Below are 19,677 nucleotides of genomic sequence, written 5' to 3' on the forward strand. Positions count from 1 at the left end.
CCACCCGGGCGCGGCCCGCGCGCCCCGCCGGTGCAGAGGCGGGACGCGTGGCGCCCTCGGACTGCGGGGCGGCCTGCTGGGGCGCGGGCGGGACCGGCGGACGCGGAGCCGCGGGGGCCGCGGGAGCGGCGGGCGCGGCCGGGGCGACCGCGGTCGTCGAGGGTGTGGGCTCGGTCACCGGGGTGACCGGACGCGGACCCGGCTTCGGGGCCGGCGGACGCGGACCGGGCCGGGGCCCGGACGACGCCGGACCGGCCGGGGCGGCCGGCTTCGACGGCGCGACAGGCGCACCCGCGGACGGGGCGACCTGAGGGGTCGAAGGCTTGGGCGCGGGGGGACGGGGGCCCGGCTTGGGCGCGCCTCCACCACCGCTCTTGGAGGGAGACTTACCGAAGGCATCGGTGAGCCGGCGGACAACGGGCGCCTCTATCGTCGAGGACGCCGACCTGACGAATTCGCCCATCTCTTGGAGCTTGGCCATGACGACCTTGCTCTCCACACCGAACTCTTTGGCGAGTTCGTATACCCGGACCTTGGCCACTGCATTCCAATCTGGCCCGGGGCGTGTCTCCGGGCCGTCGCTAACCAGTCATCGCCAACTGCTCATCGAGTGCTCATAGCAATCTCGACCTGCTTCCGACTAATTTCGATCCAGCAGCCCTCTTATGAGGACCGCTCACTGCCTTCTTGAAGGTATCGCAGCAGATCAGAACTATCGGGCATTCCGCTCAGGCGCAAGGCCTTTATGAACGCCCGACGTTTGATCGCCTGCTCCAGACATCCGAGATCGGGGTGCACCGAGGCACCCCTGCCCGGGAGTCGTTTGCGGGGGTCGGGGACGAGAACGCCCTCCACCGCGACGACGCGCAACAAGTCGGCTCTGGCCTCGCGTGCCCGACAGCCCACACAAGTGCGTACAGCACATGCCGGACCGGGGCGCGTGAAGCCACCGTCTGTCAGTCTACCCCGCCGGAGCCTCGGCGGCGTCGGGGGTGTCGCCACTCCCGGCGTCGGCGGGCTCTTCCGGGCGCTGTTCGGTGTCGGACCGGATGTCGATCCGCCACCCGGTGAGCCGGGCGGCGAGCCGGGCATTCTGGCCTTCCTTACCGATCGCGAGGGAGAGCTGGTAGTCGGGGACGATCACCCGGGCCACGCGGGCGTCGGCGTCGATCACCTCGACCGAGTTGACCCGGGCGGGCGACAGCGCGTTCCCGACGAACGTGGCCGGGTCGTCCGACCAGTCCACGATGTCGATCTTCTCGCCGTGCAGCTCGGTCATGACGTTGCGGACCCGGCTGCCCAGCGGGCCGATGCAGGCGCCCTTGGCGTTGACGCCGGACTTCCGCGAACGGACCGCGATCTTGGTGCGGTGGCCGGCCTCGCGGGCGATCGCCGAGATCTCGACGGTGCCGTCGGCGATCTCCGGGACCTCCAGTGCGAACAGCTTCCGCACCAGGTTCGGGTGCGTGCGCGACAGCATCACCGAGGGACCCCGGTGACCCTTGCGCACCTGCACGACGTAGGCCTTGAGGCGCTCGCCGTGCTCGTACACCTCGCCCGGCACCTGCTCCTGCGGCGGCAGGACGGCCTCGAGCTTGCCGAGGTCGACCAGCACGTTGCGCGGATCGTTGCCCTGCTGGATGACGCCCGCGACGATGTCGCCCTCACGGCCCGCGTACTCGCCGAAGGTCAGCTCGTCCTCCGCGTCGCGCAGCCGCTGCAGGATGACCTGCTTGGCCGTGGTCGCGGCGATCCGGCCGAAGTCGGTCGGGGTGTCGTCGAACTCGCGGCCCGGCGAACCCTCCTCGTCGACCTCGGTCGCCCAGACGGTCACATGGCCGTTGGTGCGGTTGAGCTCGACCCGCGCCCGCGAGGCAGCGCCCTCGGTGCGGGTGTAGGCGATCAGCAGGGCATCCTCGATGGCCTTGACGACCAGCTCGAAGGAGATGTCCTTCTCTCGCTCCAGACTTCGGAGCACATTGATGTCGATGTCCATGGCAGGTCTCCCGCCCCTTAACCTTCCTCGTCGTCCTGGAGCAGGTCGTCTGCCTCGATACGGCGGAACTCCACCTGAACCCGGCCGGGCCCGACGTCGCCGAGAAGGTACGTGACCTCCGCGCCGCCGGCCTCCAACCGGATCTTCTCCTCGTCTGCGTCGATCACACGTCCCTCGACCGCGGCACCTTCCGCGGTACTGAAGCGGACCAGCCGTCCCGCGGCCCTGCGCCAGTGGCGCGGCTGCGTCAGCGGGCGGTCCACCCCGGGTGAGGTGACTTCGAGCACATAGGGCGCCCCGCCCAGAAGATCGGTCTCGTCGAGGGCCTCGGCGATGCCCCGGCTGACCACCGCGACGTCGTCAAGGTTCACGCCGCCGTCCCGGTCAACGATGATCTTCACCACCCGGCGCTTGCCGGCCTGCGAGACGCTGACGTCCTCGAGGTCGAAACCCTCCGCCACCACCAGGGGTTCCAGCAGCTCGAGCAGCGCGATCTTCTGGCGGTCCCCCCGAACGCGGCCGTCGCGCGGATCTGCGCTCACGGGACCCTCCTCTTTGGGCGATATGCATATGCTCTGACCACCCAAGACTATCGGCGGCGCGACGCGCGAGTGTGTATTCGCTCAGCGAAGGACCCCCTTATGGGATGCTGTTGCCCTCCAGACGATCTTCCGAGGAGCCCCGTTTGCCCGTGCGAGTCTCGCGCCGCGCCCTGCTGGGCGGCGGGGCGGCACTGGCGACGCCCCTCGTCGCGGGTGTCTCAGGATGCGCCGGGGACGAGTCCGCGCAACCGCGTCCGAAGGCGGATGTCGGGGTCCTGCTGGCCGCGATCGCCGACGAGGAGCGGCTGATCGCCCTCTACGAGAAGGTCGCCGCGGCCCACCAGGACCTCCCGGCCCACTTCCCCGCCGCGCTGAACCACCACCGTGAGCACCTCGCGGCGCTGCGCAGGCACTATGTCCCCGGCACCGGCGTGACGCCCACCCCGGTTCCCACGACGGCCCCGCCCGAGCCGCCCGCCGACCTCGGCGCGGCCAGGACGGCGCTGCGGCAGGCGGAGAAGAGCGCCGCCGCCGCCCGGGTCGCCGACTCGGGCCGGGTCGCCCCCGGGGTCGCCCAGCTCATGGCCAGCATCGGCGCCTGCGAGGCCGGGCACGCGGCACGGCTGGGGTTCGCGTGAGCAAGGCCGACATCCCCAAGCTCAACCTCGCGCTGAAGGCCGAGCACTACGCGATCTACGGCTACGGCGTGGTCGGCGCGCGGCAGACCGGCCCGGTCCGGGCCCAGACCACCGCGCTGTGGGAGGCCCACCGCGCCCGCCGCGACCAGCTCGCCGGGCTGGTCACGGCCGAGGGCGGCAGGCCCGCCGCCTCCGAGCCGTCCTATCCGATGCCCGCGGCCAAGTCCCCCGCCGCGCTCGCGGCCCTGCTGGAGGACGCCGTCCTGGACGGCTACGTGGCCCTGTCCGGCGCCTCGACCGGGACGCTGCGCAGGCTGGCGGCCCAGGCGATGCAGGAGGCCATGAACCGCAGGGTCCGCTGGGCCCGCGCCGGGACGGAGGAGGCCTTCCCCGGCCTCAACCCGTCCGACGTGACGCCCTCCTCCAGCCCCTGACCCGGCCTTTTCGGCCCTCTCCGGTCACCTGGTGTCGCGGACGCTCACCAGGCCGCCGACGACGCCCACGTAGGCCGTCCCGTCGGGGCCGAGCGTCACCGGGGCCCAGTTGTTGTCGAAGTACTTGCCGGTTCCGGTCAGGACCTTGAAAACGGTCCGCCCGGTGTGGAAGTCGATCGCGGTCAGGTACCAGGCGTCGATCCCGTCCTCGCGCGGCTGCTTGGTGTAGGCGTAGACGAGCCCGGCCGGGACACTGGCCTTGGCCACCGTCGACGGGCTCCGCTCCCTGCTCGTCCAGGCGGTCCGGCAGCCGCGGGCGGTCACGTCGATCCGGCTGAGCCCGCCGTACGAGCTGGCGCCGGGCTTGAGGTCGACGAAGTTGCGGTAGCCGGAGTTGTTCTCGACGACGAGGCTGCGGCCGAAGCCGATCAGCGAGTTGTCCGAGGCCGAGTGCCCGCGGTCGAAGACCGGGACCCGGCAGATCCGCTTGCCGTCGGAGACCCGGTAGACCAGCACGTTCATCCGGGGGTCGGCGTTGTCGGTGATGCCGACGTAGCGGCGCTCCAGGAAGGTCGGGGTGGTGCCCGAGCCCTGGTCGAGCTGGCCGGACTTGCGGCGGGTGCCCCGGTCGTAGGTCCTGCGCCACAGCACGACCGGCCGCCCGGCCCTGGCCTCGAACAGGTAGAGGGCGTGGTCGGAGACGATCGACACGCCGTCCTCGCTCGCGGCGAAGGAGTTCTGGACGGCCTCGCCCTTGAGCCGGACGCTCCTCACCTTCCCGGTCCGGGGGTCGATCACGCCGATGCGGGCGTGCTTGGTGACCCACCAGATGTTGCCCTTCCAGTCGGGCTGGACGGACGTCACGGGGTCGCACTCCCCCTTGGGCCTGGGGTTCGTCCAGGTCGGGCAGGAGTGCGGGACGACCTTCGACAGGTCCCAGTCGTCGGTGACCCTGAACCGCCAGCCGGAGGCCGTCCGCTCGTGGGCGAAGCGCCGGACGTGGAAGGCCGAGTCGGCCAGCACCGCGCGGTCGGCGGAGTCGAGGTAGTAGTAGGCGCCGCCGGAGGTGTCGGTGAGGACCTTGTCGAGGTCGCCGCTGGTCACCGCCTCGACCGTGGACGGGCGGGGCGGCAGGGTGAAGGTCGCCAGGTCCTTGAGCGTCGCGGGGTCGATGAGGCGCAGGGTGAAGTTGGCCGCCTGGACGCACTGGGCCACGATCAGGCCGGTGCTCCGGGCGTAGTTGACCGTCGAGCAGAGGCCGGGCAGGCCGTTCGCCTTGGCCTCGGTCGTCACCTTCGGGTGGCGCCCGAGGGGACCGAGGAAGGGATAGGTGTCGGAGGCGTAGCTGTCGGCGTGCATGGCGGCGTAGCCGGGGGCGGCCATGGAGGGGTTGCGCGGGACGGCGCGGCCCTTGATGGGGTGCGGGGCGGCGGGGCCGCCGATGAACGCCGGGACCCTGTCCTTCCCCGGCCCGTCGGGAACGAGGCCCGCCTGGGCGGCGGAGGCCGAGGCCGCGGCGAGGAGGGCGACTCCGGAGGCGGCGAGGAGGGAGCGTCGCAACGGCATACCTAGACGATCGGTACAGACCACGGAAGTGTTTCGGAATTTTCCCGATCTCACGCTGTGTTGCTGTAGTCATGCGGAAGCTGATCGTGGGCGCCCTGGGCGCCGGACTCCTCCTGACCGGCTGCGGGCGCGCCGCCCAGGACGCCTCCGCCGCTCCCCCTCCCACCGATCCACCGACGTCGGCACCGGCCGTTCCCGCCGCGAGGCCGGATCCGGCCGCGACGGTCGGCACCCTGGTGAACCTGCGGACCGGGAAGCGCACCTGCACCGCCACCGTCGTCGCCCGCGACCTGGTCATGACCGCCGCGCACTGCGCCGGGCGGAAGATGGCGTTCGTGCCCCGGTACGCCAGGGGCGAGCGGCCCGCCGGAACCTGGAAGGTGACCGCCGGGTTCGCCGATCCCTCCTGGGTGAAGTCCCGCGACGACGACGCCGACCTGGCGTTCCTGTCCGTCGCGCCCCTGGCGGGGAAGCACCTCGGCGAGGTCACCGGGATCTCCGCCCCGGTCTTCACCGCGAAGCCCGCCGGAACCACCGTGACGATCCTCAGCTACCCGAACGCCTCCGAGGTGCTGCTGAGAAGTTCCAGCCGGGCCCAGGGAGTGCACGGCGACCAGGACCTCAGGGTCTCGGGCCCGGCCCTGCCCAGCGGCTCCAGCGGCAGCCCGTTCTTCTCCGGCGGCGTGATCGTGGCCGTCCTCGGCGGCTACCTGGAGGGCGGGAACTCGCTCAGGGTCTCCTACGCGACCGTCCTCGACGCCCGCGCCGAGCGCCTCTACCAGCGGGCCCTGGCCACCATGTGACACCCGCCACAGCGTTCTTCACCCCTTCCCGGGGAATTCATTGCCCAGGGTCGACGGTTGCCCTCGGCAGGGGAGGTGAACGCCGTTGCGCAGGCCGCGCAGGGTCGTGCTGGGGCGTGCCGCCATGCTCGCGGCCGTCGCCGTCTCCCTGGTCGTCTTCGCCGACGAGCTGCCCTCCCCCGGCTCCGTCTGGCACGAGGTCGCCGAGGCCGACACCCGCTGGCTCGCCCTGGTCGTGGCGACCGAGCTGCTGTCGATGAGCTCCTTCGCCCGGCTCCAGCGCAGGCTGCTGACCGGCGGCGGGCTCCGCATCTCCCTGCGCCGCGTCTTCGCGGTCACCTACGCCGGCAACGCGATCTCCGCGACCCTTCCCGCCGGGCCCGCGATGAGCCTGGCCTACGCCTTCCGGCAGTGGCGCGGGCGGGGCGCGTCCAGGCATCTGGCCACCGCGGTGGTCCTGGTCGGCGGCGCCGCGACCACGCTGTCGTACACGGTCGTCACCTCAGCCGCGCTGCTGGCCGAGCCCGGGTCGCGGCTGCCCTCCCTGGTCACCCTGCTCGCGCTGGCGGCGGCCGGCCTGACGGTCCTGCTGCTGGTGCGCGGCGGCCGTCTCGCCGGGCCCGTCGCCCGGGTGACGTCCCATCCGAGGATCGGGCCGTGGGTCGCCGAGCTGCGCGAGGGGCTCCACGTGATCAGCCTGTCGTGGCGCGGATGGACGGCCGTCTCGCTGCTGGCCTGCACGGTCTGGCTCTGCGACATCATCGGCGTGGTCGCCGCCACCCACGCCGTCGGGCTCCATCTCACCCCGCTCCAGGCGGCGCTGGCCTACTTCACCGCCCAGGCGGCGGGGAGCGTCCTGCCGATCCTGCCGGGCGGGCTCGGCGCGATGGAGGCCAGCATGGCCGCGGCGATGGTGGGGTTCGGCGCGGCCGCCGCGCCCGCGGGGGCCGCCGTCGCGCTCTACCGCCTCGTCGCGTTCTGGGGGGTGGTCGCGCTGGGCTGGCTGGCCTGGACGGTCCTCCGCCTCGACGGCACCTTCTGGGCCCGGGCGCGCACCTGGCTGGAGGCCGCAGGGACGAACTACGCGATGGCCGCGGGATACACCGGATACACGGTGGCACCGGCATCGGAACCCCGGAGATCCTGAACTCTTGCGGTATGTACGTGATGTACGTCATAGTTCCTGCTCGTGCGCACGAGGGTCTATGTCCTGTTTTCGGCCCTGGTGGCCGTGTCGATCGTTCCATTTCCCCCGGCCGAGGCCGCCGCGGGACGCTGCGGGAGCGTCGCCGTCCGGCCCTGGTGCGACCGGAGCCTGAGCCCGGCGAAACGGACGGCTCTTCTGCTGAAGGCCATGTCGCGGCCCGAGAAGCTGGACATGCTCGCGGGCGACGACCTCTTCGGCGCCGCCCTGTCGGAGACCAGCGCCGTCCACCGGGAGGGGACCCTCAACGGCGTGCCCAGGCTGGGCGTCCCCGGGCTGCGGATCGTCGGGGGCGGGGCGATGGGGGTCCATCAGGGGCCGATGACCGCGCTGCCGTCCGGGCTGGCGCTCGGGGCGTCCTTCAGCACCGCGGCGGCCACCGGGAACGCCGCGATCAACGCCGTCGAGGCCCGGCACCGGGGCAACGACATCCTGCTCGGCCCGGCCGTCGACATCATGCGGACCCCGGCGGCGGGCCGTGCCTTCGAGTCCTTCGGCGAGGACCCCTACCTGACGTCCCGGCTGGCCGTCTCCTGGATCGAGGAGGTGCAGCGCGGCGGGATGATCGCGCAGGTCAAGCACTTCCCGGCCAACAACCAGGAGACCGACCGCTACTCCACCAACGCCGTCATCTCCCAGCGGGCGCTGCGCGAGATCTACCTGCCGCCGTTCGAGGCGGCCGTCAGGGAGGCCGGGGCGGGCAGCGTCATGTGCGGCTACAACCTGGTCAACGGGAAGGCGAGCTGCGCCAGCCGGGTGCTGCTGGACACCGTCCTGCGCAAGGAGTGGAGGTTCCGGGGGCCGGTCGTCACCGACTGGATCGCCGGGATGAAGGACACCGGCACCACGGTCAGGGACGGCGCCGACCTGGAGATGCCGATCGGCATCCACTACACCGCGGGCAACCTGCTGCAAGCCGTCGACAACGGCCAGGCGACCTGGGCCGACATCGACCGCAGGCTCGGCGCGACGCTGCGGATGATGTTCCGGTTCGGGCTGTTCGAGCGGGCGCCCCGCGCCAATGACGGGAAGATCGACTATGCGGCGCACGCGGTGAAGAACCGCAGGCTGGCCGAGCAGGGGATCACGCTGCTCAAGAACAAGGACGGCGTCCTGCCGCTCGAGCGCGGCACGAGGGTCGCGGTGATCGGCAAGCCCGCGGCGGAGTTCCGGTCCGCGACGGGCTCCGCCTACGTGCGGCCGCGCTCCCACGTCACCCCGCTGACCGCGCTGCGGGCCAGGGGCGGGGTCACCTACGCCGACGGCACCGACCTCGGCGAGGCCGCCGCGACCGCCCGTGCGGCGAAGGTCGCGATCGTCTTCGTGGCCGACCACCGCGAGGAGGGCGAGGACCTGGCGTGCCTGTCGCTGCGCTGCGGCGACGAGGAGCTCGGCGACCAGGACGCCCTGGTGCGGGCGGTCGCCGCCGCGAACGAGAACACGATCGTGGTCATGGAGACCGGTGGACCGGTCCTCACCCCGTGGGCGACGTCGGTGAAGGGCGTCGTCGAGGCCTGGTACCCCGGCGCCCAGGGCGGCCCGGCGCTGGCGCGCGTCCTGTACGGCGACGTCGATCCGGGCGGCAGGCTCCCGGTGACCTTCCCCGTCCGCGCGGGCGACGCGATCATGCCCGCGGGCAAGGGCCGGATCAGCTACGCCGAGGGCGTTCAGGTCGGGTACCGCCGCTACGACGCCGGGAAGCTGCCGGTCCGCTACCCGTTCGGGCACGGCCTGTCCTACACGTCCTTCCGGATGAGCGGGCTGAAGACCAGCGGATCGCGGGTGTCGTTCACGGTGAAGAACACCGGACGCCGCACCGGGTACGCCGTGCCCCAGCTGTACGTGCGGCTGCCGGGCTCCGGCCAGCCGGTGCAGCTCAAGGGCTTCACGAAGTTCTCCCTGAAGCCCGGACGCTCCCGGCGGGTGGTCTTCACCCTCGACGCCCGCTCGGTCTCGACCTGGGCCGGGAAGTGGAAGGCCGCCCGCGGCTGCGTCGCGATCGGCGTCGGCGCCTCCTCGCGCGACCTGCCGCTCAAGGGGAGACTCTGCCGTTGACCGGACGGTCGGTCAGGGGGGTCAGACGACCAGGTAGCCCGCCGCGGCCATCGCGCCCAGGCCGAGGCAGGCCAGGACCGTCCCGACCCCGGGCAGGCGGGCCAGCCAGGCGAGGAACAGCCCCGCCGGGACGGCCGCCAGGGCGAGTCCCTGGTCGGCGGCCGGGTGGGCGGCGCCGGTCAGCGGGCCGAGCAGGACGGTCCCGGCCAGGAGGAGCCCGAGCGGGAACCGGATCGGCCAGGCCGGCGGAGCGACGGCCATCCGGCGGCCCGCGGGCAGGGTGTAGAGGAACGCGCCGAGCACGGCCGCGATCAGGACGGGCCCGAGCCAGCGGACCGCCGGGTCGATCATCGGGTCGATGACGATCGGCCGCAGGGACTCGACGGTGTCCCCCACGCCCTCCCAGCCGTCCAGGAGCTCGACGGTCACCGCGGCCACGCCGCCGGTCGCGGCCAGCAGCCCGAGCCCGCGCACCAGCGCCCACAGCCACGGGACGTCGGCGACGAGCATCGCCAGCAGGCACAGCGACGGCACGTAGACCACGGAGAGATGATCGGTGACGACCATCGCCGCCCCCGTGATCGCGGCGAACGGCACCAGCCAGGTCGCCGTGCGCGACCAGACCACCAGCAGCCCGGTCAGGGCGAGCAGGAACAGCGCGGGGGCGTCCCCGGTCGCGAGCCCGCCGAGGACGGCCACCGCACCCGCCGTGGCGAACGCCGCCGCGGCCCAGGCTCCGGTCGCGGGCCCGGCCAGCCGGCGGCCCATCCCGTAGACGCAGAGCGCCGCCAGCAGCAGGCAGGCCAGGCTCAGCCCGCGCGCCGCCCACAGCCCCTGCTCGGCGTAGAGCCGGCCGAACCCGACGGCCACTCCGCCGGGGAGCTCGGCGACCAGGGCGCGGCCCGACTCGAGGTAGGGACGCTCGGCGGGCGTGGCCCCGTCCCTGAACCGCAGCGTCAGGCCCGCCTGGACGGCCAGGATCAGCAGCACCCACGGGTAGGTGCGCCCCCGGGACGCCTTGGGCGCGGCCCGCTTCCCGTCCTTGGGGATCTTCTGCCAGAAGGGCTCGTCGGTGCCCACGCGGGTCGCCTCGTCGGTTCGTGCCATACCCCGGAAAGCGCTAACACCTGCGTAAATGTCACATCTGCGCCTTGTGTCCCCCTGTTCCGGGCGAAGACACGGGTGTCACCTGCGGGCCGACTTGTTCGCGGCCGGGGCGCGCTGCTAATCTCCCAAGCGAGCGCTTGGTTAAAAGAGTGAGCTCGGACGGACCACACAGGAGAGCGGGAGGCGGGGATGACGTCCCTACGGATCAGCGTCGGTTATGAGCTCGAGGTGCGGGGACGGAGCCGTGAGGTCGAGGGCCAGGCCTTCCGGAACGTGATGGACCAGGTGGTGCTCGCCGACGAGATCGGCATGGACACCGCGTGGTTCGTGGAGCACCACTTCACCCGCGGTTTCTCCCACTCCTCCGCGCCGGACCTGGTGCTGGCGGCCCTTTCGCAGCGGACCAGGAACATCCATCTGGGCCTGGGCGTCGTGCTGCTGCCGTTCCAGTCGCCCATCCGGACCGCCGAACGCGTCGCCACCCTGGACGTCCTGTCGGGCGGACGGGTCGAGTTCGGCACCGGCCGCGGCGCCTCGCCGCTGGAGTACCAGGCCTTCCAGCGGCCGTTCGAGCAGTCGCGCCAGTTGTGGGAGGACTCGCTCGAGGCGGTGCTGGCGATCTGGAACGCCGACGGCGAGCCGATCACCCGCAAGTCCGAGTTCTTCGAGATCCCGAACGTTTCGGTCTACCCGCGGCCGGTGCAGGAGCCGCACCCGCCGGTCTGGGTGGCCTCCACCTCCCTGGACGGATTCCTCGCCGCGGCGAAGCAGGGCTACAACCTGCTGAGCATGACGATGCTGAAGGGCATCGACGACGTGGCCGACGACATCGCGGCCTACAAGCAGTGCCTGGCCGACAACGGCTTCGACCCCGAGTCCCGCCGGATCGCCGTCATGATCCCCTGGTACGTGGGCACGAGCCGCACCGAGGCCGTCGAGACCGCCTCCGACGCCGTCCTGTGGTACCTGCGCCGCCAGGTCAACCTGGTCGCCCCGCCGTCCTACACCGACGCCCGGCACGCCACCCACAAGGTGCTCGGCCAGCAGGCCGTCGCGATGCCGCCGGAGGAGGCCATGGACATCCTGCGCGACAACCTCATGGTCGTCATCGACGACGTCGAGGGCTCGCGCAAGGCCGTCGAGCGCCTCCAGGCGGCCGGCGCGACCGATCTCATCCTCCAGGCCCAGGTCGGCGGGCTCGATCACGAGCACGTCACCGCGTCGATGAAGCGATTCATGAGCGAGGTCATGGCATGACGTGGCATTCCCGTGAGACCTTTCCGGCCGGGCGCGCGGCCAAGGGCCTGCTACTGGTCTCCCCCGACGCCGAGGTCGTCGCGCCGCTGGCGCCGGCGGACCGGGCGGCGGCGCTGGAGCTGACGGCGGAGACCCTGAAGGCCGCGGGCCTCGCCGCGTCGCACCGCGTCGTGGTGGCGCTGAACAACGACGGCGAACTGTCCGGCTCCTCGATCGCCGAGGCGGCGCTGGGCGTCGCGTCGGCCGTCGCGTCGGTCGGGCCGCGCGGGCGGCTGCGGCTGCACCGGGCGCTGGAGCAGACCCGCGCGGACGTGCTGATCACCACCCCGTCCGGTGCGATGGACCTCCTGGCGCGGCTGCACATGGAGTTCCTGCTCGACCCGGGCGACCTGGAGCTGAAGCGGATCTTCCTGATCGGGGAGATCCCGTCGCAGAACTGGGTCCGGCAGCTCGAGTCCGAGTTCGAGACGAAGGTCGTCCAGCTGTTCGCCGACCCGTTCTTCGGGGTCCCGGTCGCCCACGGGCCCGCCCTGACGCCGGTCCGCGAGGGCCTGCTGGCCGTCGCCCCGCTGGACAAGGACGTGACCGTGGACACGGTCGAGGGCCACGGCGAGCTGGTCGTCACCCCCACCTGGCACTCGACGCTCGGCGACGCGGTCCTGCGCACCGGCTGGGTCGTCAAGGACGCCCTCGGCCAGCCGTCGCACACCGTCGGCGAGCACGTGGTGATCCGGGGCCGGTGGGTGTCGATCCCCCGCATCCAGGACGCGCTGAGCCGCATCGACGGCATCAGCACCTGGCGGCTGGACATCTCCCGCGAGGGCACGCTCGACCGGGCCGTCCTCACCGTCTCCTTCAACCGCGACACCCTGGTCAAGAACCCGATGTGGTCGGGCCGCGTCGGCCAGGCCCTCGTCGCCCTCACCCCCGTCTCGATCGAGGTCGCGGTCCACCCGGAGGTCGTCGAGGCCTCCTCCGCGCCCACCGTCGCCGACGCCCGCGGCCACCACCTCGGCCGCGTCCGCGCCGAGGCCTGACCGCGCCACCCGACAGACGGCACCACCCGACAGACTCCGCCGCCAGCCGGGGATGTTCCCAAGGCTCGCGTCCCCGGCCGGCGGCGGTCCCTTTCGCACATGGGAGTTGAACGTGGAACTGGAAGCGGTTCCGGACTGGGGCACGATCCCGCGCATGCTGCGGGATCGTGCTTCGTCTTTCGGGAACGAGAAGGTCATCGCCACCCGCGGGGCGGAGCTGCCGCTGGAGTGGCTGCGGATCGGCTCGTCCCGGGTGGCGCGGTCGCTGATGGCGCTGGGCGTCGAGCCGGGCGACCGGGTGTCGATCTGGGCGCCGAACTCGGCCGGATGGGTCGTGACCTGCTACGGGCTGTGGGACGCGGGCGCCGTGGTCGCTCCGCTGTCGACCCGGTTCAAGGGCATCGAGGCCGCCGACCTGCTGCGCAAGGTCCGCACGAAGGTCCTGTTCATCGCCGAGGGCTTCATGGGCACCTCGTACATGGATCTGCTGAAGGACGAGGACATCCCCTCCGTCGAGCACATCGTGGCCTTCCCCGACGGGGCCGCGGCCGAGGGCGCCCTCACCTGGGAGGCGTTCCTCGAACTCGGTGAGCAGGTCAGCGAGGAGGCCGCCGAGGAGCGGGCGCTGTCGGTCGAGCCGGGCGACCTCGCCGAGATCATGGCGACGTCCGGGACGACCGGGGCGCCCAAGGGCGTCATGCTCCAGCACTGGCAGCTCCTGCGCGGCTACTGGGACTGGTCCGGGCTCGTCACGCTCCGGCAGGGCGACCGCTATCCGATCATCGCGCCCTTCAACCACGGGTTCGGCCTGAACGCGGGCCTGCTCGCCTCGGTCATGCGCGTCGCGACGATGATCCCGATCGACGTGTTCTTCCCCGACCGACTGCTCGACCTCATCGAGCAGTTGCGCATCAACGTCCTGGCGGGCGCGCCGACGATGTTCTTCAAGATCCTCGACGAGCTGGAGGGGCGCGACGTCTCCTCCCTGCGGGTGGCGATCTGCGGGGCCGCCGCGGTGCCGTCGGAGCTGATCCGGCGGATGCTGGACGAGACGGGCGTCGAGCGGATGATCAACGCTTACGGGCTGATGGAGGGCACGGTCGTGTCGATGACGCTGCCGGGCGACCCGGTCGACGTCATCGCCGGGACCACCGGGCGGGCCGTCCCCGGCGTCTCCCTGCGGATCGTGGACGACCGGGGCGAGGACCTGCCGCCCGGTGAGCGCGGCGAGATCCTCATCGGCGGCTACGGGGTCATGCCCGGCTACTGGGAGGACCCGGACAAGACCGCCGAGGCCGTCGACTCCGAGGGGTGGCTGCACTCCGGGGACATCGGCACCCTCGACGAGGCCGGGAACCTCACGATCGTGGACCGCAAGAAGGAGATGTTCATCTCCAACGGCTTCAACGGCTACCCGGCCGAGATCGAGTCGCTGCTGCTGCACTGCGACGGGGTCCAGCAGGTCGCCGTCATCGGCGTCCCCGACGAGCGGACCGGCGAGGCGGCACTGGCCTTCGTGGTCGGCCCCGCCGCCCCCGACGAGATCAGGGCCTGGGCCAAGGCCAACATGTCCAACTACAAGGTGCCGCGCGAGGTCCGCAAGCTGGACGCGCTCCCCCTCAACGTGAACGGGAAGGTCGACAAGCTCGCCCTCCGCGCGTCCCTCACCTGACCGGCGGAACCGCCGGGCTCGGGATCACTCCCCCCTGAGCCCGGCGACCACCCGAGCGAACCCCTCCACCCGCAACACCAGGTCCCCGCCCCCCGGGAACTTGCTGTCCCGCACCCGGACGTTTCCCCCGACCTTCGCAACCTCCACGCAGTCGCCTCCGGTCGTGTTGCTGTGGCTCGACTTGCGCCATGTGGTCATCGGTAGGCCTCCATCGCTCTTTCGATCAAGGTAAATGATGGGCCTGAGGCCGTTGCCAGGTCGCCGATTTGATCGAACCTCATGGCGATGTTCAGGACCTCACCCGGGTCCCGCATCAGGCGGCCGCCGGTGGGCGCGTCGAAGAACGCGATGTCCCGATCGTCGACGGTCAGCAGCTTGCACGAGCCGTCGAGCCCGACGTGCGCACCGACCGGTCGCTCAAGGACCCGCACGCTGACATAGGGCCGGGACGCCAGCTCCAGGAGATGAGCGAGCTGGTCGCGCATGACCTCGTCACCGCCGATCGGCTGCTGGAGGACCACCCAGTTGAGGATCACGGAGATCATCGGAGGCCTCGGACGGCCGAACACCACCTCCTGCCGAGCGGCACGGCGTGCGACCGACTCGTCGAGGTCGTCGATCAGTCCCGCGCCCGCGGTCAGCGCGGCCCGCATGTAGCCGGGCGTCTGCAGAAGCCCGGGAACGAGGGTGAGCTCCCACATCTTGATACGGGACGCGCGAGCCTCATAGTCGGTCAAACCGACAAACCAGTCCTCATCATCCCGCTTCCTTGCGAATCGTATGAGATTGGCGAAAAGGCCATTGAGCCCCCAGGCCTGGTCGAGCATCCTCGCGTGCTTCTCAGTGAGCTTGAGAAGGCCGGACTCGTACCTGGAAACGGTGGAACGATCGCAGTCCAGCAGCTCGGCCAGTTTTGAACCCGAAATGCCGCTCAGCTCTCGCTGCCTTCGCAGCTCAACCGCGATGAGGTGCCAAAGCTTGCTGCTCGGGTCGAGGGTCTCGCGAACGGTCGTCATCGGAGCTCCCTTGTTGCGGGCGATTCCGGAACGTAGTCAAGGTATCGCTGGAGCGTCACGATTGTCTGAGGAAATCGGACAACGGAGTGGATCCATGAGTTTCCCCGAGCGCATATTGGCGGCCACCTTCGACGGGCGGGCCGATCAGGTGCGGCAGGCGCGGCGCTGCCTCACGTCGTGGCTGAATCCGTCGCATCCGGTGGCCGACGCCGCCGAGCTGCTGCTGAGCGAGGCGTTCACGAACAGCACGCTGTACGCGGCGCGGGGTGCCGCGATCGAGGTGCGGGCGCGGCTGTCGGGCTCGCTGCTGCACGTCCAGGTCATCGATCCGGGCGGTGCGTCCGAGCCGGTGCTTCAGGCGCCTTCCGCCGAGGCGGAGGGCGGGCGGGGGCTGGCGCTCCTCGATCTCACGGCCAAGGAGTGGGGGCACGACCGGCTCGGCGACGGGCGGCTGCGGGTCTGGTTCACGCTGGGGTTCTGAGCGTGGACGGCGGGGTGCGGGTGAGGGCGCCCCGGTCGGTGTGGGCCTTGACCTCGCCGGTGACGTCCCTGACGGTGATGTCGCCGTTCTTGCTGGAGATGGTGACGGTGAGGGCGCGGGGCACCACGACGGAGTAGTCGGTGTGGTCGGTCTCGGAGTCGCTGATGACCTGGCAGGTCGAGACGTCGACGCAGGCGTAGCCGAGCTGCAGGGAACTGCCGCTCCACGTCTCCAGCGTGGGGCCCTTGCCGGTGCGGATCCGGGAGACCCTGACCTCGGTGGTGTCGGAGCCGATGACCTCGACGTCGCCGTGGTCGGTGTCGATCTCCAGGCTGGTGATGCCCGGGTAGACGACGCGTTCGTCGGGGGCGGACAGGCCGCCCGTCGAGACGATCACCGTCACGATCGTCCCCACGAGGACGACGGTGAAGGCGGCGGCGGCGAGCATGAGGACGGTCCGCGACGGCCGTCCGGGGTGCCGGAATCCCAGCAGGTCGTTCATGGGCGGCAGCATCGCAGGGGCCCGCACCGCCCGGCAAGCGATCGCGCCCGACCGGTCCATGACCTCGGTAGGCTCGCCGGATGGTCACTCCCCGCACCGTCCGGCCGAAGGAACCCACGGCGCCGAAGCTGCCCGCGACGCTCGGCCCCGCGGAGCTCCCCGGCGGGGCGCTGCGCGACGACGACGCCTATCTGTCGATGGCCTTCGGCGGGCGGAGCCTGGCCGGGCAGAGCGCCGAGCAGGTGGAGTTCGACCGCTGCCGGTTCGACGGCACCAGCCTGGCCGGGGCCGCCCTGCCGGGGGCGCGCCTGTCGGACGTGGTGTTCGCCGACTGCGACCTCGCCAACCTGAATTTGACCGGCTCGGTCGTCACCGCGGTGTCGATCGGCCGCAGCAGGCTCACCGGAGCCCGCTGGACGGACTGCGCCCTGCGCGAGGTGACCTTCACCGACTGCCGGATCGACCTGGCACACTTCCGCCTCGCCCAGCTCAAGAACGTGGTGTTCCGCGACTGCCTGCTGACCGAGGCGAGCTTCCAGTCCGCCGACCTCACCGGCGTCCGCTTCGAGAACTGCCGCATGACCGCCACCCAGTTCAGCGGCGCCACCCTCAAGAACACCCGCTTCACCGGCTGCGACCTCTACGGCCTGGCCGGGGTCGAGAACCTGCGCGGCGCGATCGTCAACGCCTCCGACGCCCAGAGCCTCCTGTACACCCTCACCTCGGCCCTCGGGATCACCGTCGAGGACTGACCTCGGTCAGAACGGATGGCGGGTGGCGTAGTGGTGGGGCTGGGAGAGGGGGTCGATCTGGTGGTCGGGGGTCTCGTAGCGGGGGAAGAAGGCCAGGGCGGTGAGGCCCAGGAGGAAACCCGTCAGGCGGAGGGCGCCGTAGACGGTGGAGTCGGGCCAGGCCTCTCCGTACAGGAGGGTCGCGGTGACGAGGAGCTGGGTCTTGGCGACGACGGTGCAGACCGTCAGGACGATGGCCATGCGGCAGCGCTGCAGGGCGATCTGGAGCTGGCCCAGGCCGACGACCGCGGCGACGCAGAAGGTGTACAGGTAGGGGTTGGTCAGGAACGGCGGCAGCGAGTGGTGGGCGTTCCACACGTTCGACATGCCCTTGACCGACAGCTCCATCGTGCCGATGAGAACTCCGGACGACAGCCCGTAGGCGACGCCCGTCAGCTTGCGCGCGTGGCGTCCCGCGGGCTTCCAGTCGCCGGCGGAGAACATCATGACGGCGATCAGGATGGACGGCAGCGTCACGGCCAGCAGCAGCCAGAGCGGCGGGGTCGCGGTGTCGGACCGCTCGACCGGGACGACCGAGAGCGCCACCAGCAGCGTCGCGAACGCGAACAGGCCGAGCGCCGACCACTCCCGGGGCGTCAGCCGCTCGCCGAAGTAGCCGAACGCGATGGCCAGGCAGACCACCAGCGTCGAGACGAAGATCGGCTGGGCCACCGACAGCGGCAGCATCGACAGCGCCACGAACTGCAGGACGAAACCCGACAGGCCGAGCAGGAAGCCCGTCCACCACAGCCTGCTCGTCAGCATCGCGACGAGCAGGTGGACGGGCTTCGTGCCGCGCAGCCGATCCATCTGCGCCGCCGACACCTTGAAGAACGCAACGCCTAGGTAGTACAGGGCAGTCGCGACGACCGCGGTCAAAGCTGCTTCCATCTACCGGCCCCTCGTGTTGTTACCCACGAGTTACCTTGTGATGGAACAAGACAAAGTGTCAAGAGGGTTCTTCACACCCTCCGCCGGTCAGCGGGACAGCGGCCGCCACTGCACGAGGCCCTCCACGATGACGGCCTCCACCCGCATTCCTTGGGTTATCTGAGTGGGATCGCCCTCGACGAGGTTGCCGTACATCAGGATGTGCTCACCTTCGTCCAGCCTGACGCACAGGACCGCGTACGGCACGGGGACGTCCGGCATGAACTTCTGGTGGTTCACGATCCACGAATAAATCCGTCCGGTGCCCTCCGCCGGGACCCACACCGACTTCCGGCCCTGGCAGCGGTTGCACACCGCCCGCGCGGGAAAGCGCTTCACGCCGCAGTCCGCGCACTGCTGGAGCAGGACCTCACCCCGGTCGACCCCGTCCCACCAGGGGGCCGAGTCACGGTCGGCTTCCATGCGCATGATTACTCTCCCCGCAGGATGAGGGCCGAGGTTCCGGCCAGGACATAACCGGGCTGGGCCGTGGACAGCGCGACGTCGGCCCCGTCCACCTGCCGGTCCCCCGCCGTTCCGCGCAGCTGGGCGACGGCCTCGGCGACGTGGTTGACACCGTGCACGTAGCCCTCCGAGAGGAAGCCGCCGTGGGTGTTGAACGGCAGCGCCTCCCCCGAAGCGGCCAGCGCGCCGCCCTCTCCCTTGGCGCAGAAGCCGTAGTCCTCGAGCTGGACGATCACGGAGTAGGTGAAGCAGTCGTAGATCTCGGCGACGTCGATGTCGGACGGCCCGACACCTGCCATCGAATACAGACGCGGCGCGAGGCGGGCGGCTTCCGTCACGGTGAAGTCGGTGGGAACACCGGAGAAAAAGCTGTCGCCGCCGGCCCAGGCGGCACCCGAGACCAGGACCGGGCGGTGCGGCAGGTCACGGGCCCGCTCCGCCGAGGTGATGACGATCGCGCAGGCGCCGTCGGTCTCCAGGCAGCAGTCCAGGAGGCGGAACGGCTCGGCGATCCAGCGGGAGGCCAGGTAGTCGTCCAGGGTGATCGGGTCGCGTTTGAGGGCGCGCGGGTTCTTCACCGCGTGGGCGCGCTGGGCGACGGCCACCGAGCCGAGCTGCTCGTGGGTCGTGCCGTAGGCGTTCATGTGGGCGCGGGCGTACATCGCGAACTGCTGCGGCGGCGCGAAGTAGCCGTAGGGCGCCTGGTACTGGCTGTCGAAGATCGGGGCGGCACCGCGGCCGGTCCCGCCCATCCGGAACTCCGAGCGGGCGTTGATCGCGCGGTAGACGACGACGGTCTCGGCCACCCCCGCCGCGACGGCCATCGCCGCCTGGCCCACGACGCTGTGCGAGACGCTCCCGCCGCCGAACTGGTCGAGGTACCACGTGACCTCGGGGATCCCCAGCGCCGGAGCCACCACCCAGGGCGGGGTCGAGTCGCCCACCCGGTGCGTCGCGATGCCGTCGACGTCCGCCACGGTGAGGCCGGCGTCGGCCAGGGCCGCCAGGATCGCGTCGGCCGCCAGGGTCAGGGTCGAGACGCCCGAGTTCTTGGAGAAGGGCGTGTAACCCACGCCCACGATCGCCGTTTTGTCGCGAAAAGTCACGACTGGCACGCTACCCGAGCAAGCGCTTGGGTGCATAGTCGGTTGACAGTGCGCCGAACACCCTTCTAATCTAAC

21 protein-coding genes and 2 pseudogenes are annotated in these 19,677 nt (G+C 71.2%); 11 read left to right on the top strand and 12 right to left on the bottom strand.

The window, feature by feature from the left end:
* Nucleotides 1-311, top strand: a pseudogene (locus ABD785_RS02910) (exosporium protein); the annotation flags it as partial.
* Nucleotides 312-397: 86 nt separating this feature from the next.
* Here ABD785_RS02910 and ABD785_RS02915 read toward each other — a convergent pair.
* The 4 genes and pseudogenes from ABD785_RS02915 to rimP all read right to left on the bottom strand — a co-directional run.
* Nucleotides 398-541: pseudogene (locus tag ABD785_RS02915) on the bottom strand (translation initiation factor IF-2 N-terminal domain-containing protein); the annotation flags it as partial.
* 122 nt (nucleotides 542-663) lie between these two features.
* Nucleotides 664-1,002 (bottom strand): YlxR family protein, encoded by a 339-nt coding sequence (locus ABD785_RS02920; protein ID WP_344821807.1) that lies wholly within the window; start codon nucleotides 1,000-1,002, stop codon nucleotides 664-666.
* The gene (gene nusA / locus ABD785_RS02925) at nucleotides 962-1,996 is read right to left on the bottom strand and encodes a transcription termination factor NusA (protein WP_344821809.1); all 1,035 of its coding nucleotides are present in this window, start codon (nucleotides 1,994-1,996) and stop codon (nucleotides 962-964) included. Before nusA ends, ABD785_RS02920 begins: the two co-directional genes overlap by 41 nt.
* 17 nt (nucleotides 1,997-2,013) lie before the next feature.
* Entirely contained in the window at nucleotides 2,014-2,538 is a 525-nt protein-coding gene (rimP, locus tag ABD785_RS02930) for a ribosome maturation factor RimP (RefSeq protein ID WP_344821811.1), read from the bottom strand.
* 149 nt (nucleotides 2,539-2,687) lie between these two features.
* Here rimP and ABD785_RS02935 point away from each other — a divergent pair, with 149 nt between their 5' ends.
* Nucleotides 2,688-3,176, top strand: a complete 489-nt coding sequence (locus ABD785_RS02935) for a hypothetical protein (RefSeq protein WP_344821813.1) — start codon at nucleotides 2,688-2,690, stop codon at nucleotides 3,174-3,176.
* Complete coding sequence (locus ABD785_RS02940; RefSeq protein WP_344821815.1) at nucleotides 3,173-3,610, top strand: ferritin-like domain-containing protein; 438 nt, start codon at nucleotides 3,173-3,175, stop codon at nucleotides 3,608-3,610. The genes ABD785_RS02935 and ABD785_RS02940 overlap by 4 nt, the downstream gene beginning before the upstream one ends.
* Nucleotides 3,611-3,634: 24 nt before the next feature.
* Here ABD785_RS02940 and ABD785_RS02945 read toward each other — a convergent pair whose 3' ends face one another.
* The gene (locus ABD785_RS02945) at nucleotides 3,635-5,176 is read right to left on the bottom strand and encodes a hypothetical protein (RefSeq protein ID WP_344821817.1); all 1,542 of its coding nucleotides are present in this window, start codon (nucleotides 5,174-5,176) and stop codon (nucleotides 3,635-3,637) included.
* 71 nt (nucleotides 5,177-5,247) lie between these two features.
* On the opposite strand from ABD785_RS02945, the gene ABD785_RS02950 reads away from it, so the two are divergent.
* The 3 genes from ABD785_RS02950 to ABD785_RS02960 all read left to right on the top strand — a co-directional run bounded on the left by ABD785_RS02950 (nucleotide 5,248) and on the right by ABD785_RS02960 (nucleotide 9,238).
* The gene (locus ABD785_RS02950; protein ID WP_344821819.1) at nucleotides 5,248-5,979 is read left to right on the top strand and encodes a trypsin-like serine peptidase; all 732 of its coding nucleotides are present in this window, start codon (nucleotides 5,248-5,250) and stop codon (nucleotides 5,977-5,979) included.
* 85 nt (nucleotides 5,980-6,064) lie between these two features.
* Nucleotides 6,065-7,126, top strand: coding sequence for a lysylphosphatidylglycerol synthase transmembrane domain-containing protein (locus ABD785_RS02955; protein WP_344821821.1), 1,062 nt, complete (start codon nucleotides 6,065-6,067; stop codon nucleotides 7,124-7,126).
* A gap of 42 nt (nucleotides 7,127-7,168) precedes the next feature.
* Nucleotides 7,169-9,238, top strand: a complete 2,070-nt coding sequence (locus tag ABD785_RS02960) for a beta-glucosidase family protein (RefSeq protein WP_344821823.1) — start codon at nucleotides 7,169-7,171, stop codon at nucleotides 9,236-9,238.
* Nucleotides 9,239-9,259: 21 nt separating this feature from the next.
* Here the strand turns inward: ABD785_RS02960 and ABD785_RS02965 are convergent, their stop codons facing one another.
* Nucleotides 9,260-10,345 (bottom strand): hypothetical protein, encoded by a 1,086-nt coding sequence (locus ABD785_RS02965; protein WP_344821825.1) that lies wholly within the window; start codon nucleotides 10,343-10,345, stop codon nucleotides 9,260-9,262.
* Between the two features lie 189 nt (nucleotides 10,346-10,534).
* Between ABD785_RS02965 and ABD785_RS02970 the strand changes: the two genes are divergently transcribed.
* From ABD785_RS02970 to ABD785_RS02980, 3 genes are all read left to right on the top strand, one after another.
* Entirely contained in the window at nucleotides 10,535-11,602 is a 1,068-nt protein-coding gene (locus ABD785_RS02970; RefSeq protein WP_344821826.1) for an LLM class flavin-dependent oxidoreductase, read from the top strand.
* On the top strand, nucleotides 11,599-12,639 hold the full coding sequence (locus tag ABD785_RS02975) for a phenylacetate--CoA ligase family protein (protein WP_344821828.1): 1,041 nt from the start codon (nucleotides 11,599-11,601) through the stop codon (nucleotides 12,637-12,639). Before ABD785_RS02970 ends, ABD785_RS02975 begins: the two co-directional genes overlap by 4 nt.
* Before the next feature lie 112 nt (nucleotides 12,640-12,751).
* Entirely contained in the window at nucleotides 12,752-14,311 is a 1,560-nt protein-coding gene (locus tag ABD785_RS02980; RefSeq protein ID WP_344821830.1) for an AMP-binding protein, read from the top strand.
* 24 nt (nucleotides 14,312-14,335) lie between these two features.
* On the opposite strand, the gene ABD785_RS02985 is transcribed toward ABD785_RS02980, so the two are convergent.
* Together ABD785_RS02985 and ABD785_RS02990 are read right to left on the bottom strand one after the other, a co-directional pair.
* Nucleotides 14,336-14,509: a DUF397 domain-containing protein gene (locus tag ABD785_RS02985; protein ID WP_344821832.1), complete on the bottom strand. Its 174-nt coding sequence runs from the start codon at nucleotides 14,507-14,509 to the stop codon at nucleotides 14,336-14,338.
* On the bottom strand, nucleotides 14,506-15,327 hold the full coding sequence (locus ABD785_RS02990) for a helix-turn-helix domain-containing protein (protein WP_344821834.1): 822 nt from the start codon (nucleotides 15,325-15,327) through the stop codon (nucleotides 14,506-14,508). The genes ABD785_RS02985 and ABD785_RS02990 overlap by 4 nt, the downstream gene beginning before the upstream one ends.
* Nucleotides 15,328-15,421: 94 nt before the next feature.
* On the opposite strand from ABD785_RS02990, the gene ABD785_RS02995 reads away from it, so the two are divergent.
* A complete protein-coding gene (locus ABD785_RS02995) occupies nucleotides 15,422-15,808 on the top strand; it encodes an ATP-binding protein (RefSeq protein ID WP_344821835.1) in 387 nt (128 codons plus the stop codon).
* On the opposite strand, the gene ABD785_RS03000 is transcribed toward ABD785_RS02995, so the two are convergent.
* The gene (locus ABD785_RS03000) at nucleotides 15,792-16,310 is read right to left on the bottom strand and encodes a hypothetical protein (protein ID WP_344821837.1); all 519 of its coding nucleotides are present in this window, start codon (nucleotides 16,308-16,310) and stop codon (nucleotides 15,792-15,794) included. The two genes, ABD785_RS02995 and ABD785_RS03000, sit on opposite strands and share 17 nt — an antisense overlap.
* A gap of 80 nt (nucleotides 16,311-16,390) precedes the next feature.
* Between ABD785_RS03000 and ABD785_RS03005 the strand changes: the two genes are divergently transcribed.
* Entirely contained in the window at nucleotides 16,391-17,062 is a 672-nt protein-coding gene (locus ABD785_RS03005) for a pentapeptide repeat-containing protein (RefSeq protein ID WP_344821839.1), read from the top strand.
* Nucleotides 17,063-17,068: 6 nt separating this feature from the next.
* Here the strand turns inward: ABD785_RS03005 and ABD785_RS03010 are convergent, their stop codons facing one another.
* The 3 genes from ABD785_RS03010 to ABD785_RS03020 form a co-directional block, all read right to left on the bottom strand.
* Nucleotides 17,069-17,992: a DMT family protein gene (locus ABD785_RS03010; RefSeq protein WP_344821841.1), complete on the bottom strand. Its 924-nt coding sequence runs from the start codon at nucleotides 17,990-17,992 to the stop codon at nucleotides 17,069-17,071.
* Nucleotides 17,993-18,079: 87 nt separating this feature from the next.
* A complete protein-coding gene (locus ABD785_RS03015; protein ID WP_344821843.1) occupies nucleotides 18,080-18,460 on the bottom strand; it encodes a Zn-ribbon domain-containing OB-fold protein in 381 nt (126 codons plus the stop codon).
* Nucleotides 18,461-18,462: 2 nt separating this feature from the next.
* Nucleotides 18,463-19,602, bottom strand: coding sequence for a thiolase C-terminal domain-containing protein (locus tag ABD785_RS03020; RefSeq protein WP_425547721.1), 1,140 nt, complete (start codon nucleotides 19,600-19,602; stop codon nucleotides 18,463-18,465).
* Between the last annotated feature and the right edge of the window lie 75 nt (nucleotides 19,603-19,677).

It is taken from the genome of Actinocorallia longicatena, assembly GCF_039534125.1.
Taxonomy (GTDB): domain Bacteria; phylum Actinomycetota; class Actinomycetes; order Streptosporangiales; family Streptosporangiaceae; genus Actinocorallia; species Actinocorallia longicatena.

What these genes read in the sequence shown, in the direction of transcription:
- nusA (WP_344821809.1), bottom strand. Translation starts at nt 1,996, where the DNA reads ATGGACATCGACATCAATGTGCTCCGAAGTCTGGAGCGAGAGAAGGAC.
- ABD785_RS02945 (WP_344821817.1), bottom strand. Translation starts at nt 5,176, where the DNA reads ATGCCGTTGCGACGCTCCCTCCTCGCCGCCTCCGGAGTCGCCCTCCTC.
- ABD785_RS02950 (WP_344821819.1), top strand. Translation starts at nt 5,248, where the DNA reads ATGCGGAAGCTGATCGTGGGCGCCCTGGGCGCCGGACTCCTCCTGACC.
- ABD785_RS02965 (WP_344821825.1), bottom strand. Translation starts at nt 10,345, where the DNA reads ATGGCACGAACCGACGAGGCGACCCGCGTGGGCACCGACGAGCCCTTC.
- ABD785_RS02970 (WP_344821826.1), top strand. Translation starts at nt 10,535, where the DNA reads ATGACGTCCCTACGGATCAGCGTCGGTTATGAGCTCGAGGTGCGGGGA.
- ABD785_RS02975 (WP_344821828.1), top strand. Translation starts at nt 11,599, where the DNA reads ATGACGTGGCATTCCCGTGAGACCTTTCCGGCCGGGCGCGCGGCCAAG.
- ABD785_RS02985 (WP_344821832.1), bottom strand. Translation starts at nt 14,509, where the DNA reads ATGACCACATGGCGCAAGTCGAGCCACAGCAACACGACCGGAGGCGAC.
- ABD785_RS02990 (WP_344821834.1), bottom strand. Translation starts at nt 15,327, where the DNA reads ATGACGACCGTTCGCGAGACCCTCGACCCGAGCAGCAAGCTTTGGCAC.
- ABD785_RS02995 (WP_344821835.1), top strand. Translation starts at nt 15,422, where the DNA reads ATGAGTTTCCCCGAGCGCATATTGGCGGCCACCTTCGACGGGCGGGCC.
- ABD785_RS03000 (WP_344821837.1), bottom strand. Translation starts at nt 16,310, where the DNA reads ATGAACGACCTGCTGGGATTCCGGCACCCCGGACGGCCGTCGCGGACC.
- ABD785_RS03005 (WP_344821839.1), top strand. Translation starts at nt 16,391, where the DNA reads ATGGTCACTCCCCGCACCGTCCGGCCGAAGGAACCCACGGCGCCGAAG.
- ABD785_RS03010 (WP_344821841.1), bottom strand. Translation starts at nt 17,992, where the DNA reads ATGGAAGCAGCTTTGACCGCGGTCGTCGCGACTGCCCTGTACTACCTA.
- ABD785_RS03015 (WP_344821843.1), bottom strand. Translation starts at nt 18,460, where the DNA reads ATGCGCATGGAAGCCGACCGTGACTCGGCCCCCTGGTGGGACGGGGTC.